We start from the raw sequence: 23,812 nt of genomic DNA on the forward strand, positions 1-23,812 counted from the left end.
GCGGCCCGGTCGAGCTTGCCGTTCGGGGTCAGCGGGAACGACCCGCGCACCTCGATCACCGCGGGCACCATGTGCCCCGGCAGCACGCCGGTCAGCTCGGCGCGCAGGCCCGGCCCGTCCACCGGGGGTCCGTCGGGTGCGGCGACGGCCCAGGCCACCAGCGCGGTCTCACCGGAGGGGAGCTCACGGGCGGCCACGTGCGAGGCCAGGACGCCCGGACGGGCGGTCAGGGCGGCCTCCACCTCACCGGGCTCGATCCGGAACCCGCGGACCTTGACCTGGTGGTCGGCACGGCCGACGAACTCCAGGCCACCGTCGCGGCGCCGCCGCACGACGTCCCCGGTGCGGTACATCCGCGTCCCGGACCCGAACGGGTCGGCGACGAACCGGCCGGCGGTCAGGCCGGGCCGGTGCAGGTAGCCCCGCGCGACGCCGCCCCCGCTGACGTAGAGCTCGCCGGGCACCTCGGGCGGCAGTGGCGCGAGGTGCTCGTCGAGCACCAGTGCGCGCAGGTCGGCGATCGGCCCGCCGATCACGCTCGCCGTACCGGGCCGGGCGTCGGCGGCGGTCAGCGGCAGCCGGGTGACGTGCACGGTGGTCTCGGTGATCCCGTACATGTTGGTCAGCCGCGGGGCGTCGTCGGCGTGCCGCCGGAACCAGGTGGCCAGCCGGCCCGGGTCCAGCGCCTCACCGCCGAAGACGATCTCGCGCAGTACGAGCCGGTCGCCGAGGCCGGGGTCGGCCGCGTCGGCCGCCATGAGCTGGTCGAACGCCGACGGGGTCTGGTTCAGGACCGTGACGCGCTCGTCGACGAGCAGGCGCAGCATCGCCTCCGGGGACCGGCTGGTGTCGTAGGGCACCACGACCAGCCGGCCGCCGTGCAGCAGCGGCCCCCAGATCTCCCACACCGAGAAGTCGAAGGCGTAGGAGTGGAACAGCGTCCACACGTCGGACGGCCCGACGGCGAACTCGGCCGCGGTGTGGGTGAACAGCCGCACCACGCAGTCGTGGGTGACGACCACGCCCTTGGGCCGCCCGGTGGAGCCCGACGTGTAGATCACGTACGCGGCGTCGGCGCCGGTCGGCCGGACCCGTTCCCGCCGCTCGACGGGCGCGGGGACCGGGCGGTGCGCGGTGTCGAGGGTGATCACGGCGGTACCCGGCGGCAGCTGCGTCCCGGACACGGACGGGGCGGTGACCACCAGGTCCGGGGCCGCGTCGGCGACCAGGTCCGCGATCCGCCCGGCGGGCTGGTCGGGGTCCAGCGGGAGGTAGGCGCCGCCCGCCTTGAGCACGCCGAGGATCCCGACGACGAGGTCGGCGCAGCGCGGCAGGAGCAGGGCCACCCGGCGGTCGGGCGCGACCCCGTGCCCGTCGACGAGCGTCGCGGCCAGCTCGTCGGCGTACGCGTCGAGCTCGCGGTAGGTCAGCGTGCGCGGCCCGTCGGTGACCGCGACCGCGTCCGGGTACGCCCGCACGGTGGCCTCGAAGCCGTCGACCAGGGTGGTCCCGGAGGAGCCGGGACCGGGCACGGCGGCCGTGGGTGCGGCGCCGAGCGCGACCCGCCGCTCGGACGCCGAGAGCAGGTCGACCTCGGAGAGGCGGAGGCCCCCGTCGGTCACCATGGCGTCGAGCAGCCGGTCCAGGCGCGCGCACGTCTCGGCGACCGTCTCGGCGTCGAACAGGTCGCGGGCCAGGGTGACGACCCCGTCCACGCCGGACGGGACGCCGTCGGCGTCGTGGTGCTCGCGCAGGTCCAGGTTCAGGTCGAACTTGGCCGCGCCGACCCCGAGGTCGACCTCGCTCGCGGTGACGCCGGGGAGGTCCAGGTCCGGCTCGTCGACGTTCTGGACCACCAGCATGATCTGGAACAGCGGGTGGCGGGCCATCGACCGGGCCGGGGCGAGCTCGTCGACCAGCCGCTCGAAGGGCAGCGCCTGGTGGCCCAGGGCCTCCAGGCTCACCCGGTGCGCACGGTCGAGCAGCTCGGCCAGCGTCGGGTCGCCCGCGGTGTCGGTGCGCAGCACGAGGGTGTTGACGAAGAAGCCCACCAGGTCGTCGAGCGCCTCGTCGGTGCGGCCCGCCACCACCGTGCCGTGCGCGATGTCGGTACCCGCGCCGAGGCGGGTCAGCAGCCCCGACAGCGCCGCGGAGACGACGGTGAACAGGGTCGTGCCATGACGGCGGGCGAGCGCGCGCAGCGCGGCGTGCCGCTCCGGCCCGATCCGCCAGTCGACGCGGTCCGAGCCGTGCCCGGGCACGGCGGGGCGGGGCCGGGCCGCCGGCAGCGTCACCGTGTCCGGCAGCCCTGCCAGCTGCGAGCGCCAGTGGGCCAGCTCCCGCGCGGCGACCGAGTCCGGGTCGGACGTCTCGCCCAGGGTCTCGGCCTGCCAGGCCGCGTAGTCGACGTAGCGCACCGGCAGCTCCGGCCACGCCGGCCGGGGGTCGAGCGGTGCCTCGACACGGGCGCGGTAGGCCGCCCCGAGGTCGCGCAGCAGCGGGGCCAGCGACCACCCGTCGGCGGCGATGTGGTGCACGGCGAGCACCAGCACGTGCTCGTCGTCGGCGAGCCGGAACAGCCGGGGCACCACCGGGAGATCGGCCGCGAGGTCGAACGGCACCGCGGCGGCCCCGGCCAGCCGGTCGGCGAGCTCCGCACGCCCGACGGGCTCGGGGCGCACGCGGGCGGCGATCCGCTCGGCGGCCGCACCGGCGGGCAGGATCCGCTGGTGGGGACGCGGATGCCCGGCCGCGTAGAGGGTGCGCAGCGGCTCGTGGCGGGCGACGACGTCGCCGACGGCCCCGGCCAGCGCCGCGGTGTCGAGCGCGCCGCGCAGCCGCACGCCGATCGGGACGGTGTAGGCCCCGTCCGGCACACCGAGCCGGTCGAGCATCCAGAGCCGGGCCTGCCCGGCCGAGAGCGGGATCGGGTGCTCGTGGTGGCGCGGGCGGACCGGCGCGTCGCCGGTCCCCGCACCGGCGAGGGCCGTCGCGATCCCGGCCGGGGTCGGCGTGGAGAAGACGCTGCGCAGCGGGAGCTCGACCCCGAGGACGCCGCGCAGCCGGGCGATCAGGCGCGTGGCCAGCAGGGAGTGCCCGCCGAGGGCGAAGAAGTCGTCGTCCGCCCCGACCGTGTCGCGGCCCAGCAGCTCGGCCACGACCCGGCAGACCAGTGCCTCGTGGGCGGTCGCGGCCGGGCGCCCCGGCGCGCCGGGGCCGGACGCGGGCCCGGTGTCCGGTGCGGGCAGCGCCGTGCGGTCGAGCTTGCCGTTGGCGTTGCGCGGCAGGTCCTCGAGCACGGTGACGACGTCGGGGACGAGGAAGCGGGGCAGCGACGACCCGAGCGCGGCGCGGACCGCCGTGGGGTCGGGCGCACTGCCGGCCGGCACCACGTAGCCGACCAGGCGGGGGTCACCGCCGGTGCCCGGCCGGACCGCGGCAGCCGCGGCGGCGATGCCGGGGAGCCCGGCCAGCGCGGCCTCCACCTCGCCGAGCTCGATCCGCACCCCGCGGATCTTCACCTGGTCGTCGCGGCGCCCGAGGTACACCAGCTCTCCGTCGGGGGTGCGCCGCACCAGGTCCCCGGTGCGGTACATCCGGGTGCCCGCGGGTCCGAAGGGGTCGGCGACGAACCGGTCGGCGGTGAGCCCGGGGCGACCGGTGTAGCCGCGGGCCAGGCACGGACCGGCGATGTGGAGCTCTCCCGCGACGCCGGGTGGGACCGGGTGCAGGCGGTCGTCGAGGACGTAGGCGCGGGTGCCGGCCAGCGGCCTCCCCGCGGGCACCACGGCGGGCGTACCGGAGCGACCCGACCGCCGTCCCAGGCAGTAGACGGTGGCCTCGGTGGGCCCGTAGAGGTTGACCACGTCGCTGCCCGGCGCGACGGTCCGCAGGCGTTCCACGAGCGACGCCGGCTGCGCCTCGCCCGCGGTGACCACGGTGGACACGTGCAGCGCGACGTCGCCGTCGAGGACGTGGGCCAGGACCGAGGGCACGCCGCTGACCAGGCCGCCGCTCCACCCGCCGCGCTCGCCGAGCACGGTCAGGTCCTCGACCACCTCGACCGTCCCGCCGGCGGCGAGCGGCGCGAACAGCTCGAAGACCGACACGTCGAACCCGAGCGCGGTCGCGAACAGCACCCGGGACAGCTCCCCGGGGGCGAAGTACCCCTCGCTCCACGCGAGCAGGTCGTCGACCGCGGCGTAGGACACCGCGACGCCCTTCGGGGTCCCGGTGGAGCCGGAGGTGTGGATGACGTAGGCCAGCGCGTCGGGCCCGGGGACGGGCGCGAGGTCCGCGTCCGTGCCGACGTCGGGCTCCGGGCCGTCCGGCCCGTCGACGCCGAGCAGCTCGATCCCGGCCGAGGCGGCCGCGTCCCGCAGGGCCGGCGAGGGCTCGTCGGCCAGGACGCACGTCGCCGCGCCGTCGCGGAGCAGGAACGCGATCCGGTCCCGTGGCAGGTCCCGGCCGAGCGGCAGGTAGGCCGCGCCCGCCTCCCACACCCCCCACAGCGCGACGGCGGTGTCGGCGCCGGCGCGCGGGCAGACGGCCACGACCCGTTCCGGGCCGGCTCCGGACGCGCGCAGCCGTCGTCCGAGGCGCCGGGCGCGGGCGGCGAGCTCACCGTAGGTCGACGACGTCGCGCCGTGCACCAGCGCCACGGCGTCGGGCCGCTCGGCGGCGCGGGCGCGCAGACGGTCCTGCGGCAGCCCGGGGGCGCCGCGGCGGGCCGTGTCGTTCCCGTCGGTCAGCAGCCGTTCCCGCTCGCCGGGCACGAGCACCGGCAGGTCGCCGAGCCGGCGGCGCGGGTCGTCGGCGACCGCCTCGAGCACGGCGCGCAGGCGTTCGCCGAGCAGCTCCACCGACCGGGTCTCGAACAGGTCGGTGGCGAACTCGATCTCACCGGTCAGCGCGGGCGCCCCGTCGGCGTCGATCTCCTCGCGCAGGTCGAACCAGAGGTCGAACTTCGCGATCGGCACCGGCACCGGCTCGTGCGCGACGGTCAGACCGGACAGGGCGAGATCGGGGTCCGGGGTGTTCTGCAGCACGAGCAGGACCGCGAACAACGGGTGGTGCGACAGCGAGCGGGCGGGATTGAGCGACTCGACCAGCGTGTCGAACGGCAGGTCCTGGTGGTCGAAGGCCTCCAGGTCACGCTCGCGCACCCGGGCCAGCAGCTCGGTGAAGGCCGGGTCGCCGGAGGTGTCGGTGCGCAGCACGAGCGTGTTGGTCAGGAAGCCGACGACGTCGGCGACGTCCTCGTCCGCCCGGCCCGCGACGACGGTGCCCACCGGCACGTCGGTCCCGGCGCCGAGCCGGGTGAGCAGGGCCGCGACGGCGGCGTGCAGCACCATGAACAGGCTCGTCCGGTGCTCCGCGGCGAGGGCGGCCAGCCGCGCGCGCACCGGCGCGGGCAGCGACCACGGGACCCTCGCACCGCGGTGCGAGGCGACGGCCGGCCGCGGGTGGTCGACCGGGAGCTGGAGGACCTCGGGCAGCCCGGCCAGCGCGTCGCGCCAGTACCCCAGCTGCGCCGCCAGGGGCCCGTCCGGGTCGTCCGCGGAGCCGAGCGCGGCCTGCTGGGCCAGCGCGACGTCGGCGTACTGCACGGCGGCACCCGCCCAGGCCGGCGCGACCCCGTCGCGCCGGGCGCGGTAGGCCGTGGCCAGGTCGCGCAGGAACGGGACGAGCGACCAGCCGTCGGCGGCGACGTGGTGCAGCACGACCAGCAGCACGTGCTCGGCGGGTCCGACGCGCCAGCACCGGACCCGCATCGGCGGCCGGGCGGCGAGGTCGAACCCGGCTGCCGCGGCCGCCTCCAGGCGTGCCGGCAGGCCCGGGGCGTCGACGTCCTCGACCTCCGGGTCGGCCGCGGCGTGCACGGCGGCGTCGCCGGGATCGAGGACCACCTGCCGGGGCTCCTCGCCGTCGGAGGGGAAGACCGTGCGCAGGCTCTCGTGCCGGGCGGCGACGTCGCGCAGCGCCGCCCGGAGCGCGTCCGGATCGAGGGACCCGTGCAGTCGCAGGGCCAGCGGCACGTTGTAGGCACCGGCCGACGGGTGCAGCCGCTCCAGGAACCAGAGGCGGCGCTGGGACGCCGACAGCGGGAGGTGCTCCGGGCGCTGCGGTGTCACCGGGACGGGCGCCGACGGTGCGGCGGACGACGTCGAGGTGGGGGCCGGGTCGTCGAGGGCCGCGGCGAGCCCGGCCGGGGTCGGGTGCTCGAACAGCGTGCGCAGACCGACCGTCGCGCCGGTCCGGTGGCGCATCCGCGACAGCAGACGGCCGGCCAGCAGGGAGTGACCGCCGAGGGCGAAGAACCCGTCGTCGACGCCGACCTGCTCGACCGGCAGCCCGAGCACCTCGGCGAACAGCTCGACCAGGAGCGTCTCCCCCGCGGTGCGCGCCGCGCGGCCCGCCGCGCGCTCCGGCGGCGGCGGCAGGCGGTCGCGGTCGAGCTTGCCGTTGGCGGTGTAGGGGAACGCGTCGACGACGACGACGGCACCGGGGACCATCGCCTCCGGCAGGAGCGCCGCGGCCGCGGCACGCAGCTCGTCGGCGGTCACACCCGGGTGCGCCGGCACCACGTGGGCGACGAGCTGCAGGTCCGCGGGCCCCCGCTCGCGCACCGTGACCGCGATGCGCCGTACCTGCGGCAGGTCGGCGAGCACGGCCTCGACCTCGCCCGGCTCGATCCGCTGCCCCCTGATCTTGACCTGGTCGTCGCGCCGGTGCAGGAACACCAGCGAGCCGTCCGGCAGCGTCCGGACGACGTCGCCGGTGGCGTACATCCGGCGGCCGGGCCGGGCGGAGAACGGGTCGGCCGGGAACGTGGCGGCGGTGCGGGCCGGGTCGTCGAGGTAGCCCCGACCGACCCCGTCGCCGCCGACGTAGAGCTCGCCGGGCAGGCCCGGCGGCACCGGCCGCAGCGCGCCGTCGAGGACGTAGAGACCGGTGTTGCGCACGGCCCGGCCGATCGGGACCGCGCCCGCCGGGGGCACCTCGCCCGCGGCCAGCACGGCGTGGGTGACGTCGTCGGAGCACTCGGTCGGCCCGTAGGCGTTGATCATCGGGATGCCGGGCCGGTGGGCCGAGAAGCGCCGTACCAGCTCGGCGGGCAGGGCCTCACCGGTGACCATCAGCCAGCGCAGGGCCGTCAGGTCCGGCACCTCCGACGCGCCGGCGTCGTCCCAGGCCTCCAGCACGGTGCGCAGCACCGAGGGGACGAGCTCCAGCACCGTGACGCCCTCGGCGGCACAGACCGCGAGCAATCGCGCCGGGTCGGCGGCGAGCTCGCGCGACACGATCCGGGTGCGGCCCCCGACCAGCAGCGGGGCGAGCATCTGCCAGATCGAGACGTCGAAGGTCAGGGGCGCGTTCTGCACGACGGTGTCGGTCGCCCCGAGCCCGCAGTCCTCGATCTTGGCCTCGAGGTGGTTGACCATCCCCGCGCGGTGCACCATCGCCCCCTTGGGCACACCGGTCGATCCCGAGGTGAACAGCACGTAGGCCAGGTCGTGCGCGGCGCCGCGCACGGGCGCCCGGTCCGGGTCGGTGCCCTGTCCGGGCACCGCCGACAGCGGAAGGCCCCGGGTGTCCGGCGGCGGGACCTGCGGCGCGGTGTGCACGACGGCGACGGCGCCGGAGGCGCGCAGCCGGTCGTGGGCCCGGGCCGGTGGGTCGGACGGGTCGAGCGGGACCCAGGCGGCCCCGGCGCCGAGCACCCCGAGCACCGCCACCACGTAGCCGGCCCCCGGGTGGGCGGTGAGGGCGACGACGTCGTCGGGCCCGACGCCCCGATCCGCCAGCTCCCGCGACAGCGCGGCCGCGCGGGCGACCACCACGTCGTAGCGGTGCGGGCCGTCGTCGTCGGTCACGGCGATCGAGCCCGGGGCGGCGGCCGCGACGGCGCGGACGCGTTCGACGACCCCGTCGACGCCCGAGGGGCGCGCGGGGGCCGCACGCCCGGCCGCGCGCTCGGACGGGGAGAGCAGGTCGACGCGGGCCAGCCTCGCCGACGGGTCGGCCGTGAGCGTGTCGAGCAGCCTCAGCAGGCGGGACATGTGTGCGGCCACGCCGTCGGCGTCGTGCAGGGCGTCGTTGGCGAAGATCTCCAGCTGCACCGGGCCGCCGTCGCCGCGGTCGATCACCGCGACCTCGATGTCGTCGACCGCGCCGTTCGCGAGGTTGTGCGCGCGGACGGGGTGACCACCGAAGTTCAGCGAGTAGTCGAAGGACATGATGTTCACCGAGACGTCCGCGAGCTGCGCGGCCTCTCCGACGCGGCCCAGGTCGCGGACGATGTCCTCCTGGCGGTACTGCTGGTGCTTCAGCGCCCGGCGACCCTCGGCGGTGGTGCGGCGCACCGCCTCGCCGAACGTCACCGTCGGGTCCAGGTCCACGACCAGGGCCAGGACGTTGCTCGTGGTGCCCGGGGTGGCGCGCATCCTCGGGTCCTTGCGCGCCGCGGTCGGGAAGCCGATCGGGACCGTGGGCGAACCCGAGTGCAGGTGCAGGTACACCGCCACCGCGGCGGTGAGCACCATCGTCCACGTGCTCGTGTGCTCACGGGCGACCCGGCGCAGCCGCTCGAGCAGCGCCGGCGACAGGACCGCCGGGTGCCGGACCGGGGTGTCGCTGGCCGGCGCCTCCCCGTCGGCCAGGCCCACGGGCGTGACCCCCGCCAGCCGGGCGGTCCAGTACTCCCGGTCCCGGTCGTACGCCGGGGACGCCCGGTACCGGGCGTCGGCGTCGAGGTAGTCGGCGAGCGAGCCGAACGGCGTCGGCGGCACCTCCTCGCCCGCGACGAGCGCGGAGTAGACCGCGGCCAGCCGGGCGGTGAACAGCCCGCCGCTGACGCCGTCGCCGACCAGGTGGTGGCAGCGCTGGTAGTAGATCCAGTGGTCGTCGGCCAGGCGCAGCAGGGCGTCCGACGACATCGGGGAGTGCTCCAGCTCGAACCCGAGCGCCAGGTCGCGCTCCATCCAGCTCCGGGCCGCGGCGAGCGGGTCGGCGTGGTCGCCGAGATCGGCCTCGACCAGGCCGGGGCCGGGCGCCGGGTACTGCCACACCCCGTCGTCGTCGGAGACGAACCGCATCTGCGAGGTCTCGGCCTCGGCGACCGTGCGCTCCAGCGCCCGGGCGAACGTGGCCGGGTCCACCGGGCCGTGGATCTCCAGGTACTCGGAGACGGTGAACCCGTGCTCCGGGTTGAGCTTCTGGGCGAACCACACGCCCTGCTGGGCGGCGGTCAGCGGGTACCGCTTCTGACCTGCGTGCATGCTCGTGCTCCCCCGCATTGCGTCGGTCCGGTCCGGGTGTGGGCGAGGCCTCGGGGCGCGGATCAGCCGGCCCACCGGCGCAGCACCAGGGAGGCGTTGTGCCCCCCGAACCCGAAGGAATTGCTCAGAACCGTGTCGACGTCGTGTTCCTGGGCCTCGTGCGCCACGAAGTTCACGGTGGGATCAATGGGTTGACAGCAGTTTATGGTGGGCGGCACGGCACGGTCGCGGATCACATTCGTGGCGACCATCGCCTCCAATGCGCCGGTCCCTCCGATCAGGTGGCCGGTCATCGACTTGGTCGAGCTGATCGGAATGCGCGAGGTGTGGTCGCCGAACACCGCGCGGATCGCGTCGAGCTCGCTGCGGTCGTTGAGCCGGGTACTGGTGCCGTGGGCGTTGATGTAGCCGATCTCCTCCGGCGTGAGGTGGGCGTCGGCGAGCGCGCCGGTCATCGCGGCGCGGACCCCGCGGCCCTCCGGGTGCGGCGCGGTCCAGTGGTGGGCGTCCGACGTCGACGCGTAACCGATGATCTCGGCGAGGATGGGCGCCCCGCGCGCGACGGCCCGTTCGGCGCTCTCCAGCACCGCCACCGCCGACCCCGCGGCCATCACGAAACCGTCCCGGTCCTCGTCGAACGGGCGGCTCGCCTCCTGCGGGGAGTCGGTGCGCGTCGAGAGGGCCTTGGCGTTCCCGGTGCTGGCCATGTCGATCCGGGTCAGGATGTCCTCGGACCCGCCGGTCACCACCGCGTCGACGACCCCGTGCCGGATCCAGCGCATGGCCTCCCCGAGCGCGTCGGTCCCCGACGCGCAGGCGCTGCTCAGCGCGCGGCTGGGCCCGGTCAGCCCGTGCGCCATGCTGATCTCGCCCGCCGCGCTGTCGATGGCACCGGCCACGGTGGCCAGCGGGCTGACCGCCCGCGGCCCCTTGTCCAGCATGATCTGGTGGTAGCGGGCCAGAGCACCCGTCGGCCCGTAGCCGCTGCCGATCAGCACACCGGTGCGGGCCGCGGACTCCTCGTCGAGCTCCAGCCCCGAGGCCGCGAGTGCCTCCGCGGCGGCGACGTAGGCGTACTGGGAGTACCGGTCCATCCGCCGCTTCTGCTGGTGCGACAGGTGCACGTCGGGGTCGAAGTCGTGGACCTCGCCCGCGATCGAGGTGGGCAGGTCGGAGCAGTCGAAACCGGTGACGGTCCCGATGCCGCTGCGGCCGGCCAGCAGGCCCTCCCAGGTCTGCGGGGCGTCCAGGGCCAGCGGGGTGACCGCACCCCAGCCGGTGATGACGGTGCGGTGGCGCGCCACGTCGGACATGCTCACGCTCCTTCGGTGAAGTAGTCGGCGACGACCTGGCTCAGCAGCAGCGGGCGGGCCACGCGCTTCTTGCCCCGGGCGACGTAGTTCGCCCGGATCCCGCGTCCGCCGAACGCCGCGTTGCCGTCGTCGATGTCGATCAGGGTCCGGTCCACCGAGACCGTGTGCCGCCGGGACAGCATCTCGACGGTCCCGGGCAGGTCGCCGTAGACGGTGGCCCCCATCGCCCGTTCCTCGAAGTAGGGATGGTCGAGCATCGTGTGCAGCCACTCCGTCGTGCTGTAGGGCACCACGTTGAAGATCGGGGCGAACAGCTCCGGCGGGGTGACCACCGAGTCCGCGGGCCGGATCAGCACCGTGGGCGCGACCTGGTCGAGCCCGAAGTCGACGGCGCCGCCCGCGGCGACGAACTGGCGGTCGCGGCGCAGCACCTCCAGCGCCGAGTCCAGGCCGTCGCTGTAGTAGAGCGGCCCGTACTCGGTCGCCGGGTCGTCGTAGTCACCGCAGCGCAGCGACTGCACGCGCCGGCACAGCAGGTTGCAGAACCGGGCACTGACCGTGGCGTCGACGAACACGACGTCGGGCCCGAAGCAGTCCTGGCCCGAGTTGAGCATCCGGGCCCGCAGGAGCCCCTCCACCGCGGCGGCGATGTCGGCGTCCGGGCCGACGACGAAGGGGTTCACCCCCTGTCCGAAGAAGACGAAGACCTGGTCCTTGCGCAGACCCGACCGCACCTTCTCGGCGTTGTCGTAGGTTCCGGTGAAGACCATCAGCTCCGACCGGGCACCCGGGCCCTCCAGGAACTCCCGCTGCGGTGCGTCGTCGAGCACCAGCGGCAGGCCGTGCACGTCGCCGAGCAGGTCGTGCAGCTTGCGGGTGACGTCGGCGATGCGGCGCGAGGGCCGGAACACCACCTCACGGGTGTAGAGGCTCGGGACCAGCAGGTACAGCACGTACGCGTAGAGCGGGATGTTCGACGGCATCAGGACGCTGATCCGCTCCAGCGCCGGCGGACCCTGCGTGTCGACCTCCCGTGCGGCCCCGGCCAGGGCCGCGACCGAGGCCTCGATCTCCCCCTCGACCGTCGCGTGGTGGCTGACCGCGGTCAGGATCGAGACGACCTCGTCCCGGCGGTCGCGCAGCACGGCGGCCACGTCGTCGAGACGTTCGACCCGGTCCGGGAAGGGGATCCGGGCGGAGACCGTCGCCGGGTGCCGGCGACCGGTCCCGGCGAGCTCGCGCAGCGCCGTCTCGTCCACCTTGCCGGTGGGTCCCAGCGGGAACCGGTCCAGGACCAGCACCCGGTTCGGCCGCTCGTGCGGGGACACGTGGTCGGCGAGGATCGCGCGCCAGTCGTCCACCGAGCGGGCCTCGGGATCGGCGACGACGAACACCAGCTGGGCCCCGTGGCGGGGGTCCTCGACCGGCACCACCCGCACCGGTACGCCGCAGGCACCCGCCTTCTGGGCGATCGCGTCCGGGTAGAGGGTGTGGCCACGGCGGTGCACGGCGTGACGGCGGCCGAGAACCTGCACGCGGCCGTACTCGTCGAGACGGCCGAGGTCGCGGGTCTCGAAGCGGGGCCGTCGTACCGGGCGCACCCGCCCGCCGGGCTCGAGCACCCCGCACATGACGTCCGGGCTGTGCACCACGACCTCCCCGAGGGTCCCGGCCGGCACCGCGACCCCGCGCTCGTCGACGATCTCGACGGTGACGCCGTCCAGCGGGGTGCCGCAGACCGTGGGGTCGTCCGGACCGGCCAGGGCGATGTTGCCCAGCTCGCTGCTGCCGTAGCCGTCGAGCAGGGGCCTGCCGAGCCGTTCCGCGGCCCGGGTGCGCAGCTCGTCGCGCAGCGGCTCGCCGCCGACGCACCACATCCGCACCGAACCGAGGTCCGGAGCGCCGTCGCGCCGCTCCAGCAGGCGCAGCAGCGTGACGTAGGAGGCCGGCACCGCGTCGACGACGGTCACCCGCCGGTGGGCGATCAGGTCGGCGACGGACTCGATGCGAGCGCTCGGGGTCACCACCAGGGTCGCGCCGACCTGCCACCAGAGCAGCAGGATCGACAGACCGTACTGGTGGGTGAAGGGCAGCAGCGGGCAGAACACGTCGTCGGCCCGGTAGCGCATCCGGGCGAGGGTCCGCTCACCGTTGCGCAGCACCGACGCGCCGGAGCGGACGATCCCCTTCGGACGCCCGGTGCTGCCCGAGGTCCAGACGACCAGGGCGTCGTCGCGCGCCGCCCAGGCGTCGAGGTCGAGCGTCGCGGCGCCGTCGCCGGTGCGCGCGTCGGTCCGGGCCACCGGATCGGTCCGGGCCACCAGATCGGTGAGGTCCAGCCAGCCGATCTGTACGGCGTCGAAGGCCGGGCCGAGCCCGTCGTGGTCGGAGAGCATCCAGGCCGCCCCGCTCTCGGCGACCAGGGCCCTGCACTCCTCGGCCGGCAGCGACCGGTCGATCAGCGCGACGGACACCCCCATGTGCATCAGGGCGAACAACCCCACCACGAACTCGCGCGAGTTCGCGGCGGTCAGCACGACCCGGTCCTCCGGGCGGACCCCGTTCTCACGGAGCAATTGCGTCAGGCGCTCGCATTGGGCGCCCATCTCGGCAGAATTGGTCTCACGATCGCGTGCATCGATCAGCATGATTCGCTCTCGGTGTCAGGTCACCATCGAAGTGACCACTCGGGTCCGCCATCACTAACGGCAGATGAACACACGGCGACGAAGCCCCCCAGGCTCGTGCGTTGCATTCCTCGATCGAGTGAAGGCTAAGCAGATCGTCGATCGCTCGTCAACATCGGCCGTAATACTGCGCCGGAGATTCGCTCCCCCTCTGCGGAGCAGGTGGCGAACGATCACTTGGCGACTCCTCCCTTCGTAGGATGCGTGGTCAGAACCGTCATGCGAGAGTCGGAGCCGGTCGGATCGCCTGGCGGTCCGCGGGTTCCGTGCGGTAGGCCCGCCGGAATGAAATGGGGGAGGACGCCCCGATTCGCAGGGGTCCGATTCACGGTTCCTACCGGCCGGACGACACCCCGCGATATCCGGACGAACATCGGAAACCGATGCTGATTTCACGTGCCGAGGACTTTCACACCGACGACCTGTATGTCGATCTGGAACCGTTGTTGGGCGCCCCTCTCGCGTTGAAGCACGAGGGATTCAACTTCGCCGGCTCGATCAAACTCAAACCTGCCCAGGAAATGGTGGACTCCGCCGAGGAACGCGGACTGCTCAGTCCGGGGTCGACGATCGTGGAGTCGTCCTCGGGCAATCTGGGGGTCGCGCTCGCCGTGGTGGCGGCCGGACGCGGGTACCGGTTCGTCTGCGTCACCGACGTGCGCTGCAACGAGGTGATGCGACGGCAGATGTCGGCCCTCGGCGCCGAGGTCCACGTCGTACGCGATCCCGACCCGGTGACCGGCCTGGTGGGCGCTCGGACCCGGCGGGTCCGTGAGCTCTGCCGGTCCGAGGGCTACCTGTGGCTCAACCAGTACGACAATCCGGCCAACCGTGCCGCCCACGAGCGCACGACCGGGCCCGAGATCGCGAAGTACTGGCCCGACCTCGAGGTGCTCGTGGTGGGGGTCGGCACCAGCGGAACGGCGATGGGCTGCGCGGCCTACTTCCGGGAGACCCGGCCCGAGACACGCATCGTGGCGGTCGACGCGGTGGGGTCCAGCCTGTTCGGCGGGCCCGCGTCGCCCCGCTTCATCCCCGGTCTGGGCAACGCCATCCGTCCCGCGATCCTGGACGAGTCCCTCGTCGACGACGTGGTGCTCGTGCCCGAGGCGGAGACCGTGCGGATGTGCCGCCGTCTCGCCGGGGCCGGATTCCTGCTCGGCGGCTCGAGCGGGACGGTGGTCAGCGGCGCCCTGCGCTGGGCGCGCGAGCACGGCTGGCCGGACCGGACCGCCGTCGCCGTCGCCCCCGACACCGGGGTGCCGTACCTGGACACCGTCTACGACGACGACTGGGTCGGTGAGGTCTACGGCCGGGCCGGCGGAGAGGTCACGCCCTGAGCGGCCCGGCGCCGGCCGGCCTCCGGCGGATGACCGCCCCGTTGCGGCGCAGCGCCTACCGCAGGCTGGCGGCCTCGCTGACGTTCTCGTTGCTCGCGACCGGGTCGTGGACGCTGGCCGCGGTCTGGCAGGTGCTCGCCCTCGGTGGCGGGGTCGTGCAGGTGTCGGTGGTGTCGGCCGCCACGGCCGGGGCGTCGGTGGCCACGTTCCTCCTCGGTGGGGTCCTGGCCGACCGGGTCCGCCCGGCGCGCCTGCTGGCCGGCACCGAAGGCGTCCGCACGGTCAGCGCGGCCGCGGTGGCGGCACTGTCGGCCACCGGCCACCTGACCGTCGGCCTGCTGGTGTGCGCGGCGGTCGTCCAGGGCACCGCGGGCGGGCTCTACATGCCGAGCTACTCGGCGCTGCTGGTACGGGTCGTCGAGCCCGGCGAGCTGCTCCCGGCCAACGGGCTGGAGGGCGTCCTGCGGCCGGTGCTGGTGCAGGCACTCGGCCCGGCACTGGCCGGGGCGCTGGTGGCCCACGCGTCACCGGCCGCCGCGATCGGGGTCACCGCCGTGGTCGCCGCGGCGTCCGCCGTCGCGGCCGCCCGGCTGCCCGCGACGGCCCCCGCGACGACCGGAGGGCTCTCGCTGTGGTCCGGCCTGCGGGAGGGCCTCGCCCACGTGGCGCGCACGCGGTGGCTGTCGACCACACTGCTGTACTCCTCGGTGGCGACGCTCCTGGTGATGGGACCGATGGAGGTCCTGACCCCGTTCGCGATACGCGCCGCGGGAGGTGGCCCGGGAGACCACGCACTGGTCCTGGCGGCGTTGGGGACCGGTGCGGCGGCCGGGTCGCTGGCCGTGATGGGCGCGTCGGTGCCGCGCCGGTACCTGACCACGATGATGGTCTGCTGGGCGCTGGCCTGCCTGCCCCTGGCCGTCTTCGGGCTCGGGTCCCCGGTCTGGCTCATGGTCGCTGCCGGGTTCGTGGTCGGGGCACTGTTCAACGCCCCGATGGTGATCTGGGGAACCGTCCTGCAGCGGCGGGTGCCACGCGAGCTGCTCGGCCGGGTGTCCGGCCTGGACTTCTTCGTCTCGCTGGGCCTGCTGCCGCTCTCGATCGCCCTGGCCGGGCCGGTCGGGCAGGCCGCAGGCCTGCGCCCGACCTTCCTGGTCGCGGCGATCGTCCCGGCCGCGCTCGCACTGGTGGCGATCGCCGCCGGGCGGCTCGCCTCCGACGAGGTCGCGCACCCGCTCGGGACGGCCGGGCCCGGGACGGGCCCGGCGGCGACGCCACGCCCGGGGTCCACGACGTGACCGCAGACGCGACGCCGGGCCCCTCCGGGCACCGGGAGACGGTGGGAGGAACGCAGGTGACGGCACGACCGACGACGGAGGTCTGCCCGGTGGGTCCGCTGCCGGACGGCCTGGACCCGGACCGCACGGTCCCGGTGCGCAGCATCACGCTGCCCGACGGCAGGACCTACTGGTCGGTCGCCGACCACGCGCTGGCCCGGCGGGTGCTCTCCGACCCCCGCTTCAGCCGGGAGGCGGCGGTCGCGCCGGGGACCGAGAAGCTCATGACGGTCAACCCGTCGGCCGACTCGATCATCAGCATGGACGGCGCGCGGCACACCCGGATCCGGCGGCTGATCGCCGGGGCCTTCACCGAACGCCGGGTCGCGGAGTTCCGGCCGGCGGTCGAGCGGTTCTCCACGGAGCTGCTCGACCGGCTCGCGGACCAGGGGCCGCCCGCGGACCTGGTGGCGCACTACTCGTCGCGGCTGTCGCTGTCGGTGCTCTGCCACGTCCTCGGGGTCCCGCTGGAGGACGAGCCGGAGTTCCGCTCGCTGGTCCCGGTGCTGTTCCAGCTCGACGGCGACGAGACCGAGGGCCGGCGCAAGGCCTACCTGCTCGCCCAGTACATGAACCGCCTCGTGACGCGGAAGCGCCGTCATCCCGGCCGGGACCTGCTGACGACGCTCGTCGAGGCGGGCGACGACGGCGACCGGCTGTCCTCGCGTGAGCTCGTGACCCTGAGCCTGGCCCTGCTGATGGCCGGCTACGACACCACCGGGGACCAGATCACGCTGGCGGTCCTGGCGGTGCTGCTCGACCCGCAGCGCCGGCAGGCCGTCACCACGCGCCCGGACGAGGTCCCGGAGCTGGTGGAGGACCTGCTGCGCCACACGCCGTCGACGCCGCTGAGCTTCACCCGGGTGGCCACCGAGGACGTCGAGCTCGGCGACGTGCTCGTCGCACGGGGCGAGTCGGTGGTGGTGTTCGCCATGGGTGCGAACCGCAGCCCGGGCAGCGGTCCCGGGCCGGCGCCGCGGCACCTGACCTTCGGGTACGGCCCGCACCGGTGCGTCGGGGCGCCGCTGGCCCGCCTGCAGCTGGTCAGCGCGCTGCGCGGGATCGGCGAGCGCCTGCCCGGCCTCACCCTGGCCGAGGACCCCGAGAACCTGCCGTGGAAGCCGGTCGGCGTCACCCGCGGCCTGAGCCGGATGCGGGTCACCTGGTGACCCGCGTCGACACCCGCCCCGACACGAGAGTGGTGCACCCGAGATGACCGACCCGACCGGCACGATCCGGATCGTCCCCGCGGCCGCGGTCGCCGCGGCGCTCGACCGGATACTTCCCGACCTGACCCGCACCGTCGCCGAGACCTACCTCGCCCACGAGCGCGGCCGGACCGTGAACCCCGCGAGCGGCTTCCTGCGGTTCCCGTCCACACCGGACGCCCGCATCATCTCCCTGCCCGCCTCGCTGGAGCACGACGAGCCGGTGGCCGGGGTCAAGTGGATCGCCAGCTTCCCCGGCAACGTCGCGCACAACCGGCAGCGGGCCTCCGCCGTCCTCGTGCTCAACGACCGGGCCACCGGCTATCCCGTCGCGGTCCTCGAGGCCGGCCGGATCAGCGCGGCCCGCACGGCCGCGTCCGCGGTGCTGGGGGCCGAGACCGTCCTCGGCGGGCGCCGGACCGGCCGGGTGCTCGTCGTCGGCGCCGGCGTGATCGCCCGGACGGTGGTCGACCACCTCGCCGCGGGGGGCTGGGAGATCGACGAGCTCGCGGTCCACGACACGGTGCCCGAGTACGCCGAACGCCTGGCGCGGCACGCCGCCGGGGCCGGGATCACGGCGACGACCGCGGCGGCACCGGAGCACGCACGCGAGTGCGATCTCGTCGTGTTCACCACGACCGCCGCGACCCCCTGGTACGAGCATCCGTTCCGGGCCGGGCAGACGGTCCTGGAGCTGTCCCTGCGGGACCTGCCCGCGGACACCGTGCTGGGGGCCGACAACATCGTCGACGACGTCGACCACTGCCTGACCGCGCAGACCTCGGTGCACCTGGCCGAGCAGCGGGCCGGGAACCGCGACTTCGTGACCGGCACCCTCGCCGGGCTGATGACCGGCGACGTCGCGCTGCGCCCGGACCGCCCGACGATCTTCTCCCCGTTCGGCCTGGGCGTGCTCGACCTCGCCGTCGGGGCCCGGGTGCTGCAGGAGTCCGACGGGCTCGAGGGCGTCGTCACCGTGCCCGGGTTCCTCGGCGACCTCACCCGCTGGGCCTGACCGCTCCCCGCCGCCGCCGGCGCCCCCTCCCCGATCGGGAGGGGGCGCCGGCGGCCGCCTGTCCGGGCCGGGTCAGGTCCCGGCGAGGTGCGGGAAGTCGCCCTCGAGCACGGACTCCGCGTGCGGTCCGTCGTCCAGGCCGATCGGCACGTGGACGACCGCGACCCGCCCGGACCGGGTGGCCCCGTACGCGGCACGCACCGCGGGGACGAGCCCGGCGAGGTCGGTGACGACCTCGTGGTGCACGCGCGGGTCGGTGAGCGTCGGCGGGTGGCCGCGCGGGGCGGCGAAGGTCCCGGCCGCGACCCCGTCGCCGGGGCTGCGCTGGCTCTCCAGCCAGCCGTAGCCACCGTTGTCCACGACGACGTAGAGCACCGCGAGACCGGCGTCGACGAGGGTGGGCAGATCGGCGTCGACGAGGGTGAACGCCCCGTCGCCGACCACGGCCACGACGCAGCGCCCGCCGAGGGCCTTCTTCACCCCCGCCGCCGCCGCGACCCCGAAGCCCAGCGGGGTCTGCTCGGACGGCACGACCCAGCCGCCCACCGACCGGCAGGTGTAGGCAGGCCAGTGGTAGGTCCACATGTCGGCCAGGCCGTTCTCGCCGACCAGCACCCGGTCCGCGGGCAGCTCCGCCTCCAGTACCGCGAGCACGTCGAGCACCCGCGGCGGTCGCCCGGAGGACGGGTCGGGGAGCTCGGGCGACCTGGCCGCGGCGCGGGCGCAGCTGTCCCGCACGCGCGCGCGCCACCGGGCGTCGCCGGCGCCGCCGGCCGCCCAGCCGCGGGCGACCGGGCCGGCGTCGCCCAGGACCAGCGGACCCTCGAACCCGGTGGAGAACTCCGAGGCCACCCGGTTCACCTGCACGACCGGGACGTCGGTCCCCACCGTCTCCGGCCAGCCGTAGGTGGCGGTCTCCTCGAGCCGGCTGCCCAGGGCGACGACCAGGTCGGTCTCGGCCCACAGCTCCGCGGTCTCCTCCGGTGCGTACAGGCCGCTGACACCGGCGAAGTGGGGGTGGTCCTCGTCGACGGCCCCGCGCCCGGACGCGGTGACGAACAGCGGCGCGCCGAGCCCTTCGGCCAGGGCCAGGGCGTCGGCCCCGGCGGCCGCGCTGCGGACCCCGCCACCGGCCAGGACCACCGGCCGTCGCGCACCGGCGACGAGCCGGGAGGCCCGCGCGTCACCGGGCAGGACCGACGTGACAGCGCGTTCCGGGGGGGGCACGGGCCCGTCCGGGACCGGCACGGGGACCTCGAGCAGGTCGTCCGGGATCTCCAGGTAGACCGGTCCCGGCACCGGACCGGTGGCGGTCAGGAGGGCGTGCCGCAGCAGCGGGACCACCCGCTCCGGCGCGTCGGCCCGCAACGCCCGCCGCACGAGCGGGGACATCACCGCGACCTGGTCGAGCTCCTGGAACGCCCCGGTGTCGCGGCGGGCCGCCGGTGTCCCGGCGGCGAGCACGAGCAGCGGGGTGCCCGCCGTCGCCGCCTCGAGGACACCGGTGCTCACCGTGGTCACCGCGGGCCCCTTGCCGACCACGACGACACCGACCTGGCCGGAGGCCTGGGCGTGCCCGATCGCCATGTAGGCGGCCGCGCGCTGGTCGCGGGCCACGACGACGTCGGGGCGGGGCCGCCCGGCGAGCGCACGCAGCAGCGCGATGTCGTCGGCGGGCAGCCCGAACAGGGTGGAGACCCCGGCGCGGTCGAGCACGTCGACGATCGCCGCCCACGCTCCGGCGGCCTGCGGGGACGGCCCCTCCGCACGGGGGATTGTGGGCTCAGCCGACACGGGCGCTCCCGGCGTGGGTGACGAGGTGGTCGGCGAAGACGGGGTCGCCGCCGATGGAGCTCAGGTGCTTGCGGACCAGGTCGGTGCACATGGCACGGAACGGGGCGGAGGCCCGCTCGCCCCGCCCGTCGAACTCCATCGCGATCGGGACGGCCCGTTCCAGGACCTCGTAGATGTCGTCCTGGTGGCCCTCGAGCATGCCCACGCGCAGCGCGTGCGTGCCGAACCCGACGTGGCGCGACTCGTCCCGGCACATCGCGGTGTAGGCGGTGCGGATGCCGGGCAGGGCGTCCACCCGGCGCAGCGTCCGAACCAGCGCACGCTGACCGACCAGCGCGAGGATGCCCTCGGTGATGAAGTGGAACAGCACCACCGCGCGCAGCCAGCGCCCGTAGTCGCGCGGGCGTTCGAGCAGCTCCCGGACCAGCTGCCCCTCGAGCAGCGCCAGGTCCTGGTGCGCGGGACCCGCCGAGCGCCAGGCCTGGGCGAGCATCCGGTGCGGGTCCGGGTCGTAGCCGGCGACCTCCTCCCCGAGCCGCAGCATGAGGTGGGTGTGCCGGGTCTCGTCGGCGATCTGGGTGCCCAGGAACACCGAGTACTCCTCGTCGGGCGACCCGACGAGGATCGGACCGAGGATGTCCAGCCCGGTGTACTCGCCCACGATGAACGTGGTGATCGACTCGAGGACCGCCCGGCGGACCGGTGCCGGCAGCGTGGCCAGCTCCTCGGCGTCCGGACCGAGCTCGACGTCGGCGGCGGACCACTGCTGGCGTTCCCAGCGGCGGTAGAGCTCCACCGGACCGGGCCGGCTCGCGGCCACGTCCTCGGCGTGGGTGAACACCGCCTCCGGGGGCAGTTCGGGCATGTCGCGCAGGCCCGCGTCGTCCATCAGCAGGGTCGTCCATCGAGGTGTGATCATCTCGACCTCCTGTTCTCGGGATGGCGTCGGTGTCGTCGGATGAGCAGGGCCGCGGCGCTCTTGGACAGGTGGCTCACGGGTCGTTCCAGGGGGCCCTGCCCGGCCCAGCGCGTCCAGACCGCGGCGAGCCCCGTCGTGCCGACGACCATGACCACCAGCAGCAGGTAGCCGGTGCTGATGAACAGCCGCGCGATCAGATCCGGCCCGAGGGCCCAGATCACCACGATGTGCCCGACGTAGGCGCTCAGCGCCACCCGTCCGACCGCGGTCAGCGGTGCGAACACCCGCGGGGCCCGGTCGGCGAGGACGAGCAGGATCCCGACGATGGCGAGCGCCAGGCCGACCACCCCGGCGATCTCCAGGGGGGCACCGCTGTGCGAGGCCGTGGTGAGCAGGGCCGCGGGATGGACGGTGGGGACCACACCGACCGCCGTCGTGGCGGCCTCCCGGGCCCGCGCCACGTCCGTGCCGGTGGCCGCGGCGATCCGGGCGAAGCCGCCGAGCGGGTTCATCAGCAGCCAGGACAGCCCGTAGGCGGCCACCGTGAGCGACACCCCGGCGACGACCAGGCGGCGGCGCACCGCGGCCTCGCCCAGCCGCAGACGCCCGACGGCCATCCCGGCCAGCAGGAACGGCAGCCACGTCAGCAGGGGGTAGACGCCGGTCACGGTGAGCACCAGCAGCCCGTTTCCGAGAGCGGCCGGGCCGGTGAAGTTCCCGAACACCATCGTCTCGCCGGCCCCGTTCGCGCCCACGACACCGGAGCGCAGAGCGTAGGACAGGACCGGACCGGCGACGGCGGACACCGCCGCGGCGACCGCCAGGTGACGCGGGCGCACCCGCAGGAGCGGCAGTGCCAGCAGGAACAGCGCGCCGTAGGCGGTCAGGATCTCCTTGACCGAGACGTCCATCGCCGAGAGCACCAGTCCCACCGCGAACAGCAGAACGGCCCGGACGGCGATCCGCAGCCGCCGCTCGCGCATGTCGAGGCCCGACGGTGGCCTGCTCCCCCCGCTGAGCAGTGCGGTGGTGATCCCGGCCAGGACCGCGAACAGCCCGGCGGAGCGTCCGGACACCAGAGCCTGCAACATCGAGTCGGGAAAGGTCTGGTAGGGGTTGAAATGCGCGACGAACATACCCAGAACGGCGAGTCCGCGTGCGGCGTCGAGACCGATCAGACGCCCCGTCGACGGCGACGCGGCGCGAATCGGCCCGGTTGTCGCCGCCGGATCCGCAGAACCGCCGCCCGATTGTTGGTGGAGCCGTTGCGGCTCGGATCCTCGTGTCACGAGATCCATCGTCCGGATACCGATCGCCGGCTACATCGGACGAAAGAATGATCACCACCGCCTCCGGGACCGCGCCGCTACTGCGACGACCGGTCCGACCCCTGGCGGTGGGTGGCCCGCCACACCCAGGTCACGAGGGCCACGACGAGCACGACCAGGACGACCGTGATGCCGACGTTCACCGGGGCGGCGACGCCCTCCATGAACTGTTGCTTAAGCAGATTCGACCCCACGATGGCGACGAGATAGACGTACCACGGGGCCCAGCGGTTGTCCGGAGAATCTGCCATGGGAACCTCTTCCTCCAACGGGTGTCCGGGGTCTTCGATACCGGATCTCCGTCCCGACACTGACATGCCGGATGCGGCCGGACATCGTCAGAAGGTCGGATTCCGGGGCGGCCGTCGTGTACTTGAATGGCGCCATGCCACCCGTTCCGTCCGCACCGGCCCGCCTGCTGCGCATGGCGAGCCCGCGGGACCTGACGTTGGTGGGGGCGTCCCTGGCCCTGGGGGCGGTCCTCTACCCGCTCATGATCGTGCCCGCGCTGGGCGGCCGGTTCGGTGGCGTCCACGCGGCACTGTTGCTGGCGAACTTCGCCGCGATCTGTCTCGCTCAGCTGTTCCGCAGGCACGCCCCCGCCGGCCTGGCCGCCGGGACGGTGTTCATGATCGTCGACGTTCTCCTCGGCCCGAGCGTCCCGGTGTGGATCGTGTTCGCCGATCTGCTCTACGCGGCGACCCTGCACGGGCCGTCCCGGCTCAGCCGCAACATGGTCGCGGTGGCCACCGCACTGGCGGCGGTGCTCGTCGTCAGCTTCGTGGCGGTGACCCCGGTGTGGCAGAACGGGCTGCTCAGCGCGGCCGGGGCCATCCCGCTGGTGCTCGTCCCGGTGGCGTGGGGACGCAACGTCCGCCACCACCAGGAGCTCGCCGCCGCCGAGCGTCGCTCGGCCGACCAGGTCGCCCGGATCGCCCAGCTCGACCGGGCCGCGGCGGTGCACGACGAACGCCGGCGTATCGCCCGCGACCTCCACGACGTCGTCGCCGGGCACGTGTCGTCGATCGCGCTGCAGGCCGAGGCGGTCTCGACGGTGGCCGGGCACCAGGACCCGGCCGTCGCATCGATCCTGCGCCACATCCGCACGGAGAGTGTGCGGGCGCTGCACGAGATGCGTGCCATGATCGACGTCCTGCGTGCCGGGGACGAGGGCGAGGACGACAGCGCACCGGGCCGGCTCTCCGACCTCCCGCAGCTCGTCAGCGCCGTCCGCGCCACCGGGCTCGAGGTGGACCTCTCCACCCGGCTGCCGTCCGAGCTCACCTCGGGCGCCGTCGAGCTCGCCGCCTACCGCATCTCGCAGGAGGCGCTGACCAACGCCGCCAAGCACGCCCCGCGATCGCACGCGACGCTGGACGTCCGCACCGCCGGCGCGGCGATCGTGGTCAGCCTGTGCAACGGGCTCTCCCCCGACGGCCCCGCGGCCCCGGTGGCCGCGACCGGCGGGGGGCGTGGCCTGCTCACCATGCGCGAACGGGCCGAGGCCGTCGGCGGCACGTTGCGGGCCGGGCCGGTCGGTGACCAGTGGCAGGTCCGTGCGGTACTGCCGCACCGGGCGCGGTGACCGGC

General features: G+C 74.8%; 12 protein-coding genes (1 of these 12 cut by a window edge). 5 read left to right on the forward strand and 7 right to left on the reverse strand.

Features of this window, described 5'->3' with window-relative positions:
* The 3 genes from EV383_RS27555 to EV383_RS27565 all read right to left on the reverse strand — a co-directional run.
* Positions 1-9,281, reverse strand: the 5' portion of a protein-coding gene (locus tag EV383_RS27555; protein WP_165438523.1) for a non-ribosomal peptide synthetase. The gene continues 1,888 nt to the left of window position 1, outside the view; only the first 9,281 of its 11,169 coding nucleotides appear in the window; the start codon lies at positions 9,279-9,281; the stop codon falls past the left edge of the window.
* Between the two features lie 62 nt (positions 9,282-9,343).
* Complete coding sequence (fabF, locus tag EV383_RS27560) at positions 9,344-10,594, reverse strand: beta-ketoacyl-ACP synthase II (RefSeq protein ID WP_130292627.1); 1,251 nt, start codon at positions 10,592-10,594, stop codon at positions 9,344-9,346.
* A 2-nt stretch (positions 10,595-10,596) separates the two neighbouring features.
* Entirely contained in the window at positions 10,597-13,242 is a 2,646-nt protein-coding gene (locus EV383_RS27565; RefSeq protein WP_130292628.1) for an aldehyde dehydrogenase family protein, read from the reverse strand.
* Between the two features lie 422 nt (positions 13,243-13,664).
* Between EV383_RS27565 and EV383_RS27570 the strand changes: the two genes are divergently transcribed.
* From EV383_RS27570 to sbnB, 4 genes are read left to right on the forward strand one after another with little or no spacing between them, the layout of a single operon-like run.
* Positions 13,665-14,621, forward strand: coding sequence for a pyridoxal-phosphate dependent enzyme (locus EV383_RS27570; RefSeq protein ID WP_130292629.1), 957 nt, complete (start codon positions 13,665-13,667; stop codon positions 14,619-14,621).
* A gap of 29 nt (positions 14,622-14,650) precedes the next feature.
* Positions 14,651-15,919, forward strand: coding sequence for an MFS transporter (locus tag EV383_RS27575; protein ID WP_130292630.1), 1,269 nt, complete (start codon positions 14,651-14,653; stop codon positions 15,917-15,919).
* A gap of 56 nt (positions 15,920-15,975) precedes the next feature.
* A complete protein-coding gene (locus EV383_RS27580) occupies positions 15,976-17,127 on the forward strand; it encodes a cytochrome P450 (RefSeq protein WP_130292631.1) in 1,152 nt (383 codons plus the stop codon).
* 43 nt (positions 17,128-17,170) lie between these two features.
* The gene (sbnB, locus tag EV383_RS27585; protein ID WP_130292632.1) at positions 17,171-18,181 is read left to right on the forward strand and encodes a 2,3-diaminopropionate biosynthesis protein SbnB; all 1,011 of its coding nucleotides are present in this window, start codon (positions 17,171-17,173) and stop codon (positions 18,179-18,181) included.
* 72 nt (positions 18,182-18,253) lie between these two features.
* On the opposite strand, the gene EV383_RS27590 is transcribed toward sbnB, so the two are convergent.
* The 4 genes from EV383_RS27590 to EV383_RS27605 form a co-directional block, all read right to left on the reverse strand.
* Positions 18,254-19,975 (reverse strand): thiamine pyrophosphate-binding protein, encoded by a 1,722-nt coding sequence (locus EV383_RS27590; protein WP_130292633.1) that lies wholly within the window; start codon positions 19,973-19,975, stop codon positions 18,254-18,256.
* On the reverse strand, positions 19,965-20,894 hold the full coding sequence (locus EV383_RS27595; RefSeq protein ID WP_130292634.1) for a ribonucleotide-diphosphate reductase subunit beta: 930 nt from the start codon (positions 20,892-20,894) through the stop codon (positions 19,965-19,967). The genes EV383_RS27590 and EV383_RS27595 overlap by 11 nt, the downstream gene beginning before the upstream one ends.
* On the reverse strand, positions 20,891-22,192 hold the full coding sequence (locus tag EV383_RS27600) for a heparan-alpha-glucosaminide N-acetyltransferase domain-containing protein (RefSeq protein ID WP_130292635.1): 1,302 nt from the start codon (positions 22,190-22,192) through the stop codon (positions 20,891-20,893). The genes EV383_RS27595 and EV383_RS27600 overlap by 4 nt, the downstream gene beginning before the upstream one ends.
* Positions 22,193-22,260: 68 nt before the next feature.
* Positions 22,261-22,473 (reverse strand): hypothetical protein, encoded by a 213-nt coding sequence (locus tag EV383_RS27605; RefSeq protein WP_130292636.1) that lies wholly within the window; start codon positions 22,471-22,473, stop codon positions 22,261-22,263.
* A 134-nt stretch (positions 22,474-22,607) separates the two neighbouring features.
* Between EV383_RS27605 and EV383_RS27610 the strand changes: the two genes are divergently transcribed.
* Entirely contained in the window at positions 22,608-23,807 is a 1,200-nt protein-coding gene (locus EV383_RS27610; protein ID WP_165438524.1) for a sensor histidine kinase, read from the forward strand.
* Positions 23,808-23,812: the final 5 nt, after the last annotated feature.

Origin of the sequence: Pseudonocardia sediminis (assembly GCF_004217185.1) — a bacterium.
GTDB lineage: Bacteria > Actinomycetota > Actinomycetes > Mycobacteriales > Pseudonocardiaceae > Pseudonocardia > Pseudonocardia sediminis.